The organism is Streptomyces dryopteridis (genome assembly GCF_049606955.1).
Taxonomy (GTDB): Bacteria; Actinomycetota; Actinomycetes; order Streptomycetales; family Streptomycetaceae; genus Streptomyces.
In genome coordinates this window covers 4,022,481-4,036,060 of the sequence record NZ_CP187113.1, presented here as the reverse complement: position 1 = coordinate 4,036,060, position 13,580 = coordinate 4,022,481, and the positions used below count along the sequence as shown (strand labels likewise).

The following is a 13,580-nucleotide window of genomic DNA, read 5'->3' as shown; positions in this document are numbered from 1 at the left end:
ATGTCCCTCGATCACCGGCTGACCCCCGAACACGAGGAGCTGCGGCGCACCGTCGAGGCATTCGCGCACGACGTCGTCGCCCCGAAGATCGGCGACCTCTACGAGCGGCACGAGTTCCCGTACGAGATCGTCCGCGAGATGGGCCGGATGGGCCTGTTCGGGCTGCCGTTCCCGGAGGAGTACGGCGGCATGGGCGGCGACTACCTGGCGCTGGGGATCGCGCTGGAGGAGTTGGCGCGGGTGGATTCCTCGGTGGCGATCACGTTGGAGGCCGGGGTGTCGCTGGGCGCGATGCCGCTGTACCTGTTCGGCACGGAGGAGCAGAAGCGGGAGTGGCTGCCGAAGCTGTGCTCGGGCGAGGTGCTGGGCGCGTTCGGTCTGACGGAGCCGGACGGCGGTTCGGACGCGGGCGGCACGCGCACGACGGCGGTCCGCGACGGCGACGAGTGGGTGATCAACGGCTCGAAGTGCTTCATCACGAACTCGGGCACGGACATCACGGGCCTGGTGACGGTGACGGCGGTGACCGGGCGGAAGGCGGACGGCCGGCCGCTGATCTCGGCGATCCTGGTGCCGTCGGGAACGGCCGGGTTCACGGTCGCGGCCCCGTACTCGAAGGTGGGGTGGAACGCGTCGGACACGCGTGAGCTGTCGTTCTCCGACGTGCGGGTGCCGGTGGGGAACCTGGTGGGCGAGGAGGGCCGCGGGTACGCGCAGTTCCTGCGGATCCTGGACGAGGGCCGGGTGGCGATCTCGGCGCTGGCCACGGGTCTGGCGCAGGGGTGCGTGGACGAGTCGGTGAAGTACGCCAAGGAGCGGCGGGCGTTCGGCCGGCCGATCGGCGACAACCAGGCCATCCAGTTCAAGCTCGCGGACATGGAGGTGCGGGCGCACCTGGCACGGGTGGCGTGGCGGGACGCGGCCTCGCGGATGGTGCGCGGGGAGGCGTTCAAGAAGGAGGCGGCGATCGCGAAGCTGTACTCGTCGACGGTGGCGGTGGACAACGCGCGGGACGCGACGCAGATCCACGGCGGGTACGGGTTCATGAACGAGTACCCGGTGGCCCGGATGTGGCGGGACTCCAAGATCCTGGAGATCGGGGAGGGCACGAGCGAGGTGCAGCGGATGCTGATCGCCCGGGAACTGGGCTTCGCCGCCTGATCCGCGCCGCGCAGGGGGGTGGGGCGCGGTACCGGGGCACGGGCCCCGCCCCCCGGCCGAAAAGCTCCTTAGGGTAGGCTTACCTGACCCAAGATCGACGAGCGTCCGGCCGGCCAGGAGAACGAACCCCCCATGAGCAAGTCCCGCACCCCCCTCCTCACCCGTCGCGGCCTGGTCGCGGCCGGCGGGGCCCTCGGCCTCGTCCTCACCCTCGCCGCGTGCGGAGGCGAGGACGCCGGCAAGGGCGAGAAGGACGGCGGCGCCGACAAGAGCGCGGCCTCCGGCGCCTGGTCCTTCACGGACGACCTGAAGAAGACGGTCACCGCGAAGTCCACGCCGAAGAACATCGTGGCCTTCACCGGCACCGCCGCCGCCCTGCACGACTACGGCGTCGAGGTGAAGGGCGTGTTCGGCCCGACGAAGACCGCCGACGGCAAGGCCGACGTCCAGGCCGGCTCCCTCGACGTGAACAAGGTCGAGATCCTGGGCAACGTCTACGACCAGTTCAACGTCGAGAAGTACGCCTCCCTCCGTCCCGACCTGCTCGTCACCAACACCTGGGACGGCACCTACTGGTACGTGCCCGAGGCGTCCAAGGACAAGATCTCCAAGCTCGCCCCGATGGCCGCCATCGGCGTCGGCGGCGAGGTGACCATGGACAAGGCTCTGGCCCGCACCGCGGAGCTGGCCAAGTCCCTCGGCGCCGACATGGACGCCAAGAAGGTCACCGACGCGAAGGCCCGCTTCGAGGCCGCCTCCGCCAAGGTCCGCGAGGCCGTCAAGGCCAACCCGGGCGTGAAGGTGCTCGTCGGCTCCGGCTCCGCCGACATGTTCTACGTCTCCACCCCCGAGACCGCCGCCGACCTCAAGTACTTCCAGTCCCTCGGCGTCGAGTTCGTCAAGCCCGACAAGACGGACGCGTCCGGCTTCTTCGAGTCGCTGAGCTGGGAGAACGCGGGCAAGTACAAGGCCGACGTGATCTTCCTCGACAACCGCACCGGCACCCTGCAGCCCGAGGCCCTCAAGGCCAAGCCCACCTGGGCCGACCTGCCGGCCGTCAAGGCGAACCAGGTCGTGCCGCGCACCAGCGAGCCGATCTACTCCTACGACCGGTGCGCGCAGCTCCTGGAGGACCTGGCGAAGTCCCTCGCGTCCGCCAAGAAGGTCTCCTGACGCACCGCGCACCGCGCACCCACCCGAACCACCCGCATCACCCGAACGCCCCGCACCACCCGGCCGGTCCGACCACCCGTCGACCCGGCCGGCGCAGACCCCGGCGCGCCCCGCGCGCCGGGGTCTTCCCGTACCGTCCCGCACACCCCAGGGGGATCCCGCGCATGACCACCGACGCCCCGGCCGCCGAACCGGCCGTGCCCTTCCGCTTCTTCACCCTCGACGTGCTCGCCGTCCGCACCCTCGGCCGCTCCTTCCGCCGCGTCACCTTCGGCGGCCCGAAGCTCACGGAGTTCCGCTCCGGCGGCTTCGACCAGAGCCTGTCGCTGTTCCTGCCCGTCGACCCGGAGGCGGACGCCGTCCTGCCCGACACCGGCGCCGACACCTGGTTCGCGGCCTGGCGGGGCATGCCGGACGCCGAACGACCCGCGATGCGCTCCTACACGGTCCGCGACCGGCGCGAGACCGCGACCGGCGGCGGGGTCGAGGTGGACGTGGACTTCGTGACCCACGGGGACTCCTCCCCCGCCTCCGCCTGGGCCGCGCGCGCCATGCCCGGACGCCGGATCACGGCCATCGGCCCGACCCACCCCGTCAACAAGTCCGTGCGGTTCACCCCCGCCGAGGGCACGGACCTGCTCCTGATGTACGCCGACGAGACGGCCCTGCCGGCCGCCGCCGCGATCCTGGCGCGACTGCCGGCCCACCTGCCGGTACACGCCGTGTTCGAGGTCCCGCACCCCGAGGACCGGCTCGACCTCGCCACCCCGCCCGGCGCGGCGATCACCTGGGTGGTCCGCGCCGACGCGAACCCCGACGCCGACCGCCCCGCGACGGCCGCCGCCCCGGAGGCCCGGCGCGCGGCCGTCCTCGCCGGCGTGCGCGCCCTGGACCCGCCGGCCGCGACCCGCCCCTACGCGTGGCTGGCGGGCGAGGCGGGCACGGTCCGCGCCGTGCGCCGGCACCTCGTGAACGAGCTGCGGATCGACCGGCGCGCCGTGCGGTTCACGGGCTACTGGCGGCTGGGCGCGAGCGAGGACCAGCTGCTGGCCGAGGCGTACGCGGGGCAGGCCCCGAACGAGGAACCCGAGTCCGCCCTCTAGCCGCGCCGGCCGGCCCTTCCCTTCACATCATCACTTAGGTTAGGCTAACCTAAGCATCACGCCCTGATGCGCCGTCGCCCCTCGCGGGCGCCGGCGAGCCGAAGGGCGGGCGGCCTTCCCCGAAACGGTCCCTCGGGAAGCCGCCCGCCCCGGCGGCCGTCCGTGCGCGCCGCGCGGTCGATCCGGCGGGCTCCCAGGCCCTGCCCGACCGGGTCCTCCGCGCGGCGCGCACGGCCACGCCCCCACGCGCCGACACCCGCGCCGAGACGCCCTCCCCCTCAGACCCACGGCACCTCCGGGGCCCGGAACCACCCGATCCCCCGCTCCCGCAGCCACGGCCCCTGCGCCCCCAACCGCTGCCGGAACCCCTCCCAGCCGTGCGCGGACGCCGGCGCCCAGCCCAGCTCGGCCGCCACCATCACCCGCGGCCACGCCATCAGGTCCCACTCGGCCCGCGTCGCCACGTTCTCCGTCCACAACGGCGCCTCCACCCCCGCCACCGAGGACTCCGGCACCCCCTGCGCCGCCAGGTACCGCCCCGGGTCCCAGTCGTAGGACCGCTTCACCGGCACATACCCGGCCCAGGCCAGACCCGGCTTCGTCGCCTTCTCGTACTTCATGTCCAGGTACAGCCGGTCCGCCGGCGACAGCACCACCTGGTGCCCGGCCCTCACCGCCGCCGCCACCCGCTCCCGGTCCGCGACCGAGGTCCTCTCGTGCCCCCACCACTGGAGCACCGCGCCCGAGCCCGGCTCCGCCGACGCGAGCTGGTGCCAGCCCACCACCGTCTTCCCGTACCGGGCCACCACCGCCTGCGCCCGCGCCATGAACGCCGCGTACGCCGCCGGCGGGGTCGCGTGCGCCTCGTCCCCGCCGATGTGCAGGTACGGGCCCGGGGTCAGCTCGGCCACCTCCCGCAGCACGTCGTCCACGAACGCGTACGTCCGCTCCCGCTCCACGCACAGCGAGCTGAAGCCCACCTTGATCCCCGTGTACCGGGGCGGCGCCTTGTCGTCGCAGTTCAGCTCGGGGTACGAGGCCAGGGCCGCGTTCACGTGCCCCGGCATGTCGATCTCCGGCACGATCCGCACGTACCGCTCGGCCGCGTACGCCACCAGCTCCCGGTACTGCTCCCGGGTCCAGAACCCGCCCGGCCCGCCCCCGACCTCGCTGCCGCCGCCGTACGCCGCGAGCCGGGGCCAGGACGCGATGTCCAGCCGCCAGCCCTGGTCGTCGGTGAGGTGCAGGTGCAGCGTGTTCACCTTGAACTCGGCGATCCGGTCCACGTACGCGCGCACGTCGGCCGGCGAGAAGTAGTGCCGGGCGATGTCCACCATCGCGCCCCGGTACGCGAACCGGGGCCGGTCCAGCACCTGCCCGCCCGGCACCTCCGTCCCCTCCCGCAGCCGGTTCAGGGTCCGCCCCGCGTGGAACAGCCCGGCCGGGGTGCGGGCCGTCAGCAACACCCGGTCCGACTCCACCGCGAGCCTGTACCCCTCCTCCCCCACCTCCGTGTCGGCCGGATCCAGCCGCAGCACCACCCCCTCCTGTCCCCGGGGCACGGCCGGCGCGGCCCGCACCTCGGGGGTCACGGGCACCGGCGGCCCGCCCAGGGCCCCGCCCAGCTCGGCCGCGATCCGCTCCGCGATCGCCCGCACCTCGGCGGCGGCCGGCGCCTCGGGGGCCACGGGCGCCCGCACCACCGTGCCCGCCCCGATCCGGTACCCGGGCCCGCCCGGCTCGGCGCTGAGCGGGGCCGGCAGCAGCCGGTCGTACGGGGAGAGGGGGACGGCGGGCGCGTCGGCGAGGGCCGGCACGGGCGCGGCGGCCACCGGCAGGGCCACGAGGAGCAGCAGGGCGCCGAGAAGGCGGGGGACTCTCATCCTTCCCGTATAGAAGGGGACGGCCGACGGGTCGACCCCCCACGCGCGGGCCGGTCGGAAGATCAGCCGATGGAGGGGTGCCGGCCCTCTGACGCCCTTTCGACACCTGGTCCAGACCTTCCCGATCCTGCCCGATTTCGGGCAGGATTCTTGCGTCACCCCCCTGAGGGACCCCAATATCTACGAGTGCTCGAACGCCGCCCCTCTCACGAGGACCTCGTCGACCACCTGGTGCGCAGCACCGCGCTCCAGCGCGGCGAGGCCGCCCGGGTGGTGCTCGACGTGCTGGCGTACTTCGACGAGACCACCGAGGAGTACGTCCGCCGCCGGCACCGCGAACTGCAGTCCGGCGGGGCCGTGAACGCGGAGATCTTCGAACGGATCTCCGGCGAACTGCCGCACCGGGCGGTCGCGCCGCCGGAGCTGTCCCTGCGCCAGCTCCGCCGCATCGTCTACGGCTGAGCCGGCCCCACCGGCAGGGGCACCGAGCACGTCACCGAATCATCAGGAGGGTCGTCACCACATGTGCGGAATCGTCGGTTACATCGGGAAGCGCGACGTTGCACCACTGTTGCTGGAGGGTCTGGCGCGACTGGAGTACCGGGGGTACGACTCCGCCGGCATCGTCGTCAACAGCCCGAAGGCCGCGGCCCTGAAGATGGTCAAGGCCAAGGGTCGGGTCCGGGAGCTGGAATCCCGCGTCCCCAAGCGCTTCGCGGGCACCACCGGCATCGCGCACACCCGTTGGGCCACCCACGGCGCGCCCAGCGACGTGAACTCGCACCCGCACCTGGACCCGGAGAACAAGGTCGCCGTCGTCCACAACGGCATCGTGGACAACGCCGCCGAGCTCCGCGCCAAGCTGGAGGCCGAGGGCGTGGTCTTCGCGTCCGAGACCGACACCGAGGTGATCACCCACCTGATCGCGCGCTCCGCCGCCGCGACCCTGGAGGAGCGGGTCCGCGAGGCCCTGAAGGTCATCGAGGGCACCTACGGCATCGCCGTGATGCACGCCGACTTCGCCGACCGCATCGTCGTGGCCCGCAACGGCTCGCCCGTGGTCCTCGGCATCGGCGACAAGGAGATGTTCGTCGCCTCCGACGTGGCCGCCCTGATCGCCCACACCCGTCAGGTCGTCACCCTCGACGACGGCGAGATGGCCACCATCAAGGCCGACGACTTCCGCACGTACACCACGAGCGGCACCACCACGAACGCCACCCCGGAGACCGTGGAGTGGGAGGCCGCCTCGTACGACATGGGCGGCCACGACACCTACATGCACAAGGAGATCTCCGAGCAGGCCGACGCCGTCGACCGCGTGCTGCGCGGCCGGATCGACGACCGCTTCTCCACCGTGCACCTCGGTGGCCTGAACCTGGACCCCCGCGAGGCCCGCGCGATCCGCCGCGTGAAGATCCTCGGCTGCGGCACCTCGTACCACGCCGGCCTGATCGGCGCGGGTCTCATCGAGGGCATGGCACGCATTCCGGCCGACGCCGAACCCGCCTCCGAGTTCCGCTACCGCAACCCGGTCGTGGACCCCGACACCCTCTACATCGCGGTCTCCCAGTCGGGCGAGACCTACGACGTGCTGGCGGCGGTGCAGGAGCTCAAGCGCAAGGGCGCCCGCGTGCTGGGCGTCGTCAACGTGGTCGGCTCGGCCATCGCCCGCGAGGCCGACGGCGGCGTGTACGTGCACGCCGGCCCCGAGGTCTGCGTGGTCTCCACCAAGTGCTTCACCAACACGGTCGTGGCCTTCGCGCTGCTCGCCGTGCACCTCGGCCGGATCCGCGACCTGTCCGTCACCGACGGCAAGCGCATCATCGAGGGCCTGCGCCGCCTGCCCGCCCAGATCACCGAGATCCTGGAGCAGGAGGACGAGATCAAGCGCCTGGCCGCCGAGTACGCCGACGCCAAGTCGATGATGTTCATCGGCCGCGTGCGGGGCTACCCCGTGGCCCTGGAGGCGTCCCTGAAGCTCAAGGAGATCTCCTACATCCACGCCGAGGCGTACCCGGCCTCCGAGCTCAAGCACGGCCCGCTGGCCCTGATCGAGCCGGCCATGCCGACCGTCGCGATCGTCCCGGACGACGACCTGCTGGAGAAGAACCGGGCCGCGCTGGAGGAGATCAAGGCGCGCTCCGGCCGCATCCTCGCGGTGGCCCACCGCGAACAGGAGAAGGCCGACCACACCATCCTGGTCCCGAAGAACGAGGACGAGCTGGACCCGATCCTGATGGGCATCCCGCTCCAGCTCCTCGCCTACCACACGGCCCTGGCCTTGGGCCGGGACATCGACAAGCCGCGCAACCTGGCGAAGTCCGTCACCGTCGAGTAGTCCGCGCCGCCGGACCCCGACACGGCGAACGCCCCCACCCGTCACGGGTGGGGGCGTTCGCCGTGCGCACCGCCGGACGACGGAGCCCCGGACCGCGCGTCAGGAAGCGGCCACGGCCCCGCCGCCGGCGGCCTTGCGCCCGAAGGCGGTCGGCCAGGACGCGAGCGCCGCCGTGGCCCCGTACCAGGCCAACAGGCCGGTGACGGCGGCCACCCAGCCGGCGACCTTCGCGAGCGAACCGAGGTCCGCCAGCGCCGCGACGGCGAGCAGCAGCAGGGACAGGAACAGCAGCCCGTACACGCCCTGGTCGAAGAGCCCGCTCGCGGCACCGGCCGTGAGAGTCAGGGCGAGCAGGGCGAAGAGCACCAGAAACGTTCCGGCGGCGTTCTCGGAGACCTTCGCGTCGGCCCCCGCGGCCCAGGTGAACCAGAACGCGCCGAGCCCGACGAACGCGGTCCCGTCGAACCCGTCACCGGCCCGGAACGCGAGCACACCGAGCACGAACAGGGTGACGCCACCGACGTAGGTGGCGAGCGAAACGGAACTGCCGGCGGTCACGCCCGAGAGGATCCCGGTGTGGCCGATTCCGAATGCCAGCAGGGTCAGACCCAGAGCGATACGCCCCAGGGTGGAGGTGGAGGCCGACCTTCCCGCGGCGACGGCACTGTCCACGGCGGGCTCCCTTCGATCTGCGGTTGTAGCTGGTCTACCAGCGACTTTTATGTACCCCTTACAGGGGTTCACAACCGCACGAAGGGAGCAACAGCGGTCACGGAATGACAACGACCGGTCGCTGGGCGCGTTTGGCGAGTCTTCCGGCCACCGAGCCGAAGATGCGGCCCACGATGCCGTGGGTGGAACCGACCACGATGGCGTCGGCCGAGTACTCGCGGCCGACCTCCTCCAGTTCGTGGCAGATGTCCCCGCCGCGTTCGACCAGGATCCAGGGGATCTCCGACAGGTAGTCGGCGCAGGCGAGTTCGAGGCCCAGGAGCTCGGTGCGGTGGTCCGGGACGTCCACGAACACGGGGGGTTCGCAGCCGGCCCACACGGTGGTGGGCAGCCGGTTGGCCACGTGGACGATGATCAGGCCGGAGCCGGAGCGTCGGGCCATGCCGATCGCGTAGGCCAGGGCCCGCTCACTGGAGGTTGAGCCGTCGAAGCCCACCACGACGCCGTGCCGGAAGGCCGGATCGCAGGGATTCGGGCGGGGCTGTGCCGCCGCGCGGGGGTCGACCGAGGTGGTGTCGGCGACGCGCTTGCGCTTGCGGTCCGCTGGTTCGGGAAATTCGTGACCGGCCATGGGTGTCTCGACGAAGAGGTCCTCTGTGGGAGCGGTACGGGAGAGCGAACGAACTGACGAACGGAGGATTCGTAGGATTCGACGACATCGGCGACGGAGGGTGACGGAACTCTGCCCGGGAAGCATCTTCCCAACCCTTTACCCTCCAGGGTACGGCGACACTCCTGTCCTGCACAGGGCTTGTGGCCGCTGGAGAGTGTCCCAGGGAGTGTGCCGGAGAGACGGTCCGTTGGCAATGTCCGCTGTCCCCTACAGGCAGTGACGAGCCACCCGTGTGCGACGTGACCGAGTCCCCTCGAACACCGTTGGACAAGAGTCCGACGACCCTGGAAATCGCACGCGAGGAGCCGCCGTGCCCACCCGTCCCCTCCCCGTCGCGCCGCCCTCCGAACGCCCCCCGGCGCCCCGGCGCGCGAGCCCCTCGATTCACCCGTCCGCGTCGCCCGCGACACGCCCGGGGACGGTCCCGCGGGCGCGGCCCGCGCCGGCGGCGGTGCGGGGCGGGCGGCCGTGGGACGCCGAGGGAACCGGGGGGCCGGTCGGCGACGTGGTGCGGTGGGCGGTGTTCGGCTGTCTGACGGTGCCACTGGTGCTGATGGTGCACGGGAGCGCCATGGGGGCCACGGGGTGGTCGGCGCTCGGGCTGCTCGCCGTCACCCTCGCCTGTCGGGTGTCGCTGCGGCGGTCGGAACGGGGCCGGCGGACCCCGGCGCGGGCGGCCGGAAGGGGACCGCACCCGCAGGACTGACCGGTTCGCACACCCGCGCCCGCATGTTTTCAGCCAAGTTCGCGAATGCGCTCAACCTTCGCCGAGAGCCCTTCTCCACCCCGCCACCATCAGCGGAGACGGCCGGCCGGAACCCTCGGGACCCAACGGGTACCGGCCACGGGCCGGCGACGCGCTTCCCCCCGCCGTCGCGGAATGGAACGCTTCCTGATCGAATGCTTTTCGCCAAGTTTCCAAGTCGACATAGCGCTGCGTGCTGAACTTGTCACGCCGACACCACGCGACGCAGTAGATTCGATCATGTATTTACGGCGGGGGATCACGTGCAAGGCCGAGGGGAAACGTGCAGGTGCGACCAGACCAAGGAGTCGCGACACCCAAGGGGGGCTTAGCGCCATGAGTCAGGATGCCACCACCGTCGTCACAGCGGACGCCGGCCGGAAACTCGCGGGGCGACGCCGCCGCGAAATCGTGGCGGTGCTGCTCTTCAGCGGTGGACCGATCTTCGAGAGTTCCATTCCACTCTCCGTCTTCGGCATCGACCGCCAGGACGCGGGGGTGCCACGCTATCGACTGCTCGTGTGCGCCGGGGAGGACGGTCCGCTGCGGACCACCGGCGGACTCGAACTGACCGCGCCGTACGGGCTGGAGGCCATCGCCCGCGCGGGCACGGTCGTCGTGCCCGCATGGCGTTCCATCACCTCCCCGCCGCCGCCGGAGGCGCTCGACGCCCTCCGCCTGGCGCACGAGGAGGGCGCGCGGATCGTCGGGTTGTGCACCGGCGCCTTCGTGCTCGCCGCCGCCGGACTGCTCGACGGCCGGCCCGCCACCACCCACTGGATGTACGCGCCGACGCTCGCCAAGCGCTACCCGTCCGTCCACGTGGACCCGCGCGAACTGTTCGTGGACGACGGCGACGTGCTGACCTCCGCGGGCACCGCGGCCGGCATCGACCTGTGCCTCCACATCGTCCGCACCGACCACGGCAGCGAGGCGGCCGGGGCCCTGGCCCGCCGACTCGTCGTCCCGCCCCGCCGCACCGGCGGCCAGGAGCGGTACCTCGACCGGTCGCTGCCCGAGGAGATCGGCGCCGACCCGCTCGCCGAGGTCGTCGCCTGGGCCCTGGAACACCTCCACGAGCAGTTCGACGTGGAGACCCTGGCCGCCCGCGCCTACATGAGCCGCCGCACCTTCGACCGCCGCTTCCGGTCCCTGACCGGCAGCGCGCCGCTCCAGTGGCTCATCACCCAGCGGGTGCTCCAGGCCCAGCGCCTGCTGGAGACCTCGGACTACTCGGTGGACGAGGTCGCCGGTCGCTGCGGGTTCCGCTCCCCGGTCGCCCTGCGCGGCCACTTCCGCCGGCAGCTCGGGTCCTCCCCGGCCGCCTACCGCTCCGCCTACCGGGCCCGCCGGCCCCAGGGCGGCGACGTGCCGGGCTCCGAGGTGCCCGTCCCGCACCAGCGGATCGGCCAGCCGCAGCGGGCGGCGGCGGCCCTGGCGGCCTCCGGGCCCGTCGTGCCGGAGCTGTACACCAGCGGGCGGGTTCTGCGCGAACACGCGTGAGCCCACCGGGCGCGCGCCCCGCGCGGGCGCCCGTGCTCCGGGTCCCCCCGGATCGGTCCCGACCGATCCGGGGGGACCTGCGCATAAGGTGGGACACATGAACGATCGCATGGTGTGGATCGACTGCGAGATGACCGGGCTCTCGCTGACGGACGACGCACTCATCGAGGTGGCCGCACTGGTCACCGACTCGGAGCTCAACGTGCTCGGCGACGGCGTGGACATCGTGATCCGCCCGCCCGACCGCGCCCTGGAGACCATGCCCGAGGTGGTGCGTCAGATGCACACCTCCTCAGGGCTCCTCGACGAACTGGCCGGCGGGACCACCCTCGCCGACGCCGAGGCGCAGGTCCTGGCCTACGTGCGCGAGCACGTGGCCGAGCCGCGCAAGGCCCCGCTGTGCGGGAACACCGTCGGCACCGACCGCGGCTTCCTGCTGCGGGACATGCCGGCACTGGAGGGACACCTGCACTACCGGATCGTGGACGTGTCCTCCGTGAAGGAGCTGGCCCGCCGCTGGTACCCGCGCGCCTACTTCAACAGCCCGCCCAAGAACGGCAACCACCGGGCCCTCGCCGACATCCGCGAGTCCATCGCGGAGCTGCGCTACTACCGCGAGGCCGTGTTCGTGCCGCAACCGGGCCCGGACTCCGACACGGCGAAGAGCATCGCCGCCAAGCACGTGGTCCCGGGGGCCTGACCGCGACCCGTCCGCACGCGGGGTCCGGGTGGTGTGCGAGCACCCTCCCGGACCCTGTACCCTTTTCCTCGGCCGGTCGGAAGGAATTCCGACGGGTCGCGCACATGGTGGGTGTAGCTCAGCTGGCAGAGCACCTGGTTGTGGTCCAGGGGGCCGCGGGTTCAAGTCCCGTCACTCACCCTGATTCGAGAAGGCCCGTTCCGCTTCACGCGGACCGGGCCTTCTTCGTGTGCCCGGACCCCCGTTAGGCCCTCCGGGGCACGTGCGGCGCGGGCCGGGCGCGTCCCGCCGGGCCGGGGCCGGGGCACCCGCAGGGTGGAGCGCGTGCGCCGTCGCCCCCGCTCCTCCCTCGTGCTCGGCGCCCTGCTGTGCGCGGCGCTGCTCGCGCCGGCCGCCGGGTGCGCCCGTGACGCCCGGTCCGGGGACGGGCCGGTGGTGTTGACGGTGGGGGTGTTCGGGGCCTTCGGGATGAAGGAGGCCGGGCTGTACGCGGAGTACGAGCGGCTGCGGCCGGGGGTGCGGATCCGGCAGAGCTCCGTGGAGCGCAACGAGAACTACTACCCGCAGCTGCTGACCCGGCTGTCGACCGGCGGCGGGCTCGCGGACGTGCAGGCGGTGGAGGTCAGCAACATCGCGGAGGTGACCGCGACGCAGGCGGACCGGCTGGTGGACCTGGGGCGGGTGCCGGGGGTGGACCCGGGGCACTGGCTGCCGTGGAAGGCGGCGCAGGGGCGGACGGCGACGGGGGCGCTGGTGGCGCTGGGCACGGACACCGGGCCGCAGGCGGTCTGCTACCGGCGGGACCTGTTCGCGGCGGCCGGGCTGCCGACGGACCGGGAGGCGGTGGGGGCGCTGTGGGCGGGCGGCTGGGAGGCGTACCTGGCGGTGGGGCGGCGGTACCGGGACGCGGCGGGGCGGCGGGCGGGCACGGCGTTCACGGATTCGGCGGCGGGGGTGATGGCGGCGGTGCACGGGAGCGCTCCGATCCGGTTCCACGACGGGGCGGGGCGGCCGGTGCACGCCAGTGATCCCCGGGTGCGGGCGGCCTTCGACCTGGCGGCGCGGTTCTCGCGGGAGGGGCTGACGGCGCGCTTGCAGCAGTTCACGCCGGCCTGGGACCGGGGGTTCGCGCGGGCGCGGTTCGCGACGGTGTCCTGTCCGGCGTGGATGCTCGGCTACATCGCGGACAAGACGGGGCCGGCCGGGAAGGGCCGGTGGGACGTGGCGGCGGCGCCCCGGCCGGGGAACTGGGGCGGGTCCTTCCTGGTGGTGCCGAGGGCGGGGGCGCACCGGGCGGAGGCCGCGCGGTTGGCGGTGTGGTTGACGGCGCCGGCGCAGCAGGCCCGGTTGTTCGCGGCGCGGGGCAGCTTCCCGAGCTCGCGGCCGGCGTTGCGGCGGCCGGAGGTGGCGGGGGCGCGGCACCCGTGGTTCTCCGACGCGCCGATCGGGCGGATCTTCGGGGCGGCGGCGGAGGGGGTGCCGGTGCAGCCGGTGGGGGCGAAGGACCTGTTGATCGCGAAGAGTCTGGCGGACGTGGGGATGCTGCGGGTGGAGCGGCGCGGGGCGACGGCGGAGACGGGCTGGCGGGCGGCCGTGCGGGCCATCGACAACGCGTTGGACCGGTGA

The 13,580-nt window shown here is 72.9% G+C and carries 12 protein-coding genes and 1 tRNA gene; 10 read left to right on the top strand and 3 right to left on the bottom strand.

The window, feature by feature from the left end:
- The 3 genes from ACN20G_RS17315 (at nucleotide 1) to ACN20G_RS17305 (ending at nucleotide 3,437) form a co-directional block, all read left to right on the top strand.
- Nucleotides 1-1,161, top strand: coding sequence for an acyl-CoA dehydrogenase family protein (locus ACN20G_RS17315; protein WP_424213691.1), 1,161 nt, complete (start codon nucleotides 1-3; stop codon nucleotides 1,159-1,161).
- A 132-nt stretch (nucleotides 1,162-1,293) separates the two neighbouring features.
- Nucleotides 1,294-2,334 (top strand): ABC transporter substrate-binding protein, encoded by a 1,041-nt coding sequence (locus ACN20G_RS17310; protein ID WP_424213690.1) that lies wholly within the window; start codon nucleotides 1,294-1,296, stop codon nucleotides 2,332-2,334.
- 164 nt (nucleotides 2,335-2,498) lie between these two features.
- On the top strand, nucleotides 2,499-3,437 hold the full coding sequence (locus ACN20G_RS17305; protein ID WP_424213689.1) for a siderophore-interacting protein: 939 nt from the start codon (nucleotides 2,499-2,501) through the stop codon (nucleotides 3,435-3,437).
- A 278-nt stretch (nucleotides 3,438-3,715) separates the two neighbouring features.
- Here ACN20G_RS17305 and ACN20G_RS17300 read toward each other — a convergent pair whose 3' ends face one another.
- Entirely contained in the window at nucleotides 3,716-5,320 is a 1,605-nt protein-coding gene (locus tag ACN20G_RS17300) for a family 20 glycosylhydrolase (protein WP_424213688.1), read from the bottom strand.
- A 186-nt stretch (nucleotides 5,321-5,506) separates the two neighbouring features.
- On the opposite strand from ACN20G_RS17300, the gene ACN20G_RS17295 reads away from it, so the two are divergent.
- Together ACN20G_RS17295 and glmS are read left to right on the top strand one after the other, a co-directional pair.
- Nucleotides 5,507-5,782 (top strand): hypothetical protein, encoded by a 276-nt coding sequence (locus ACN20G_RS17295; protein WP_424213687.1) that lies wholly within the window; start codon nucleotides 5,507-5,509, stop codon nucleotides 5,780-5,782.
- 61 nt (nucleotides 5,783-5,843) lie between these two features.
- Nucleotides 5,844-7,661 carry a glutamine--fructose-6-phosphate transaminase (isomerizing) gene (gene glmS, locus ACN20G_RS17290; RefSeq protein ID WP_424213686.1) on the top strand — a complete coding sequence of 606 codons (1,818 nt, stop codon included), beginning with the start codon at nucleotides 5,844-5,846 and terminating at the stop codon, nucleotides 7,659-7,661.
- A 99-nt stretch (nucleotides 7,662-7,760) separates the two neighbouring features.
- Here the strand turns inward: glmS and ACN20G_RS17285 are convergent, their stop codons facing one another.
- Nucleotides 7,761-8,333 (bottom strand): GPR1/FUN34/YaaH family transporter, encoded by a 573-nt coding sequence (locus tag ACN20G_RS17285; RefSeq protein WP_424213685.1) that lies wholly within the window; start codon nucleotides 8,331-8,333, stop codon nucleotides 7,761-7,763.
- Nucleotides 8,334-8,430: 97 nt separating this feature from the next.
- Nucleotides 8,431-8,964: a universal stress protein gene (locus ACN20G_RS17280; protein WP_424213684.1), complete on the bottom strand. Its 534-nt coding sequence runs from the start codon at nucleotides 8,962-8,964 to the stop codon at nucleotides 8,431-8,433.
- Nucleotides 8,965-9,553: 589 nt separating this feature from the next.
- Here ACN20G_RS17280 and ACN20G_RS17275 point away from each other — a divergent pair.
- The 5 genes from ACN20G_RS17275 (at nucleotide 9,554) to ACN20G_RS17255 (ending at nucleotide 13,580) form a co-directional block, all read left to right on the top strand.
- On the top strand, nucleotides 9,554-9,712 hold the full coding sequence (locus tag ACN20G_RS17275) for a hypothetical protein (protein ID WP_424213683.1): 159 nt from the start codon (nucleotides 9,554-9,556) through the stop codon (nucleotides 9,710-9,712).
- A 375-nt stretch (nucleotides 9,713-10,087) separates the two neighbouring features.
- The gene (locus ACN20G_RS17270) at nucleotides 10,088-11,254 is read left to right on the top strand and encodes a helix-turn-helix domain-containing protein (protein WP_424213682.1); all 1,167 of its coding nucleotides are present in this window, start codon (nucleotides 10,088-10,090) and stop codon (nucleotides 11,252-11,254) included.
- A 97-nt stretch (nucleotides 11,255-11,351) separates the two neighbouring features.
- Entirely contained in the window at nucleotides 11,352-11,954 is a 603-nt protein-coding gene (gene orn / locus ACN20G_RS17265) for an oligoribonuclease (RefSeq protein ID WP_424213681.1), read from the top strand.
- Nucleotides 11,955-12,061: 107 nt separating this feature from the next.
- Nucleotides 12,062-12,134, top strand: a tRNA-His gene (locus ACN20G_RS17260).
- Nucleotides 12,135-12,278: 144 nt separating this feature from the next.
- Complete coding sequence (locus ACN20G_RS17255; RefSeq protein WP_424213680.1) at nucleotides 12,279-13,580, top strand: ABC transporter substrate-binding protein; 1,302 nt, start codon at nucleotides 12,279-12,281, stop codon at nucleotides 13,578-13,580.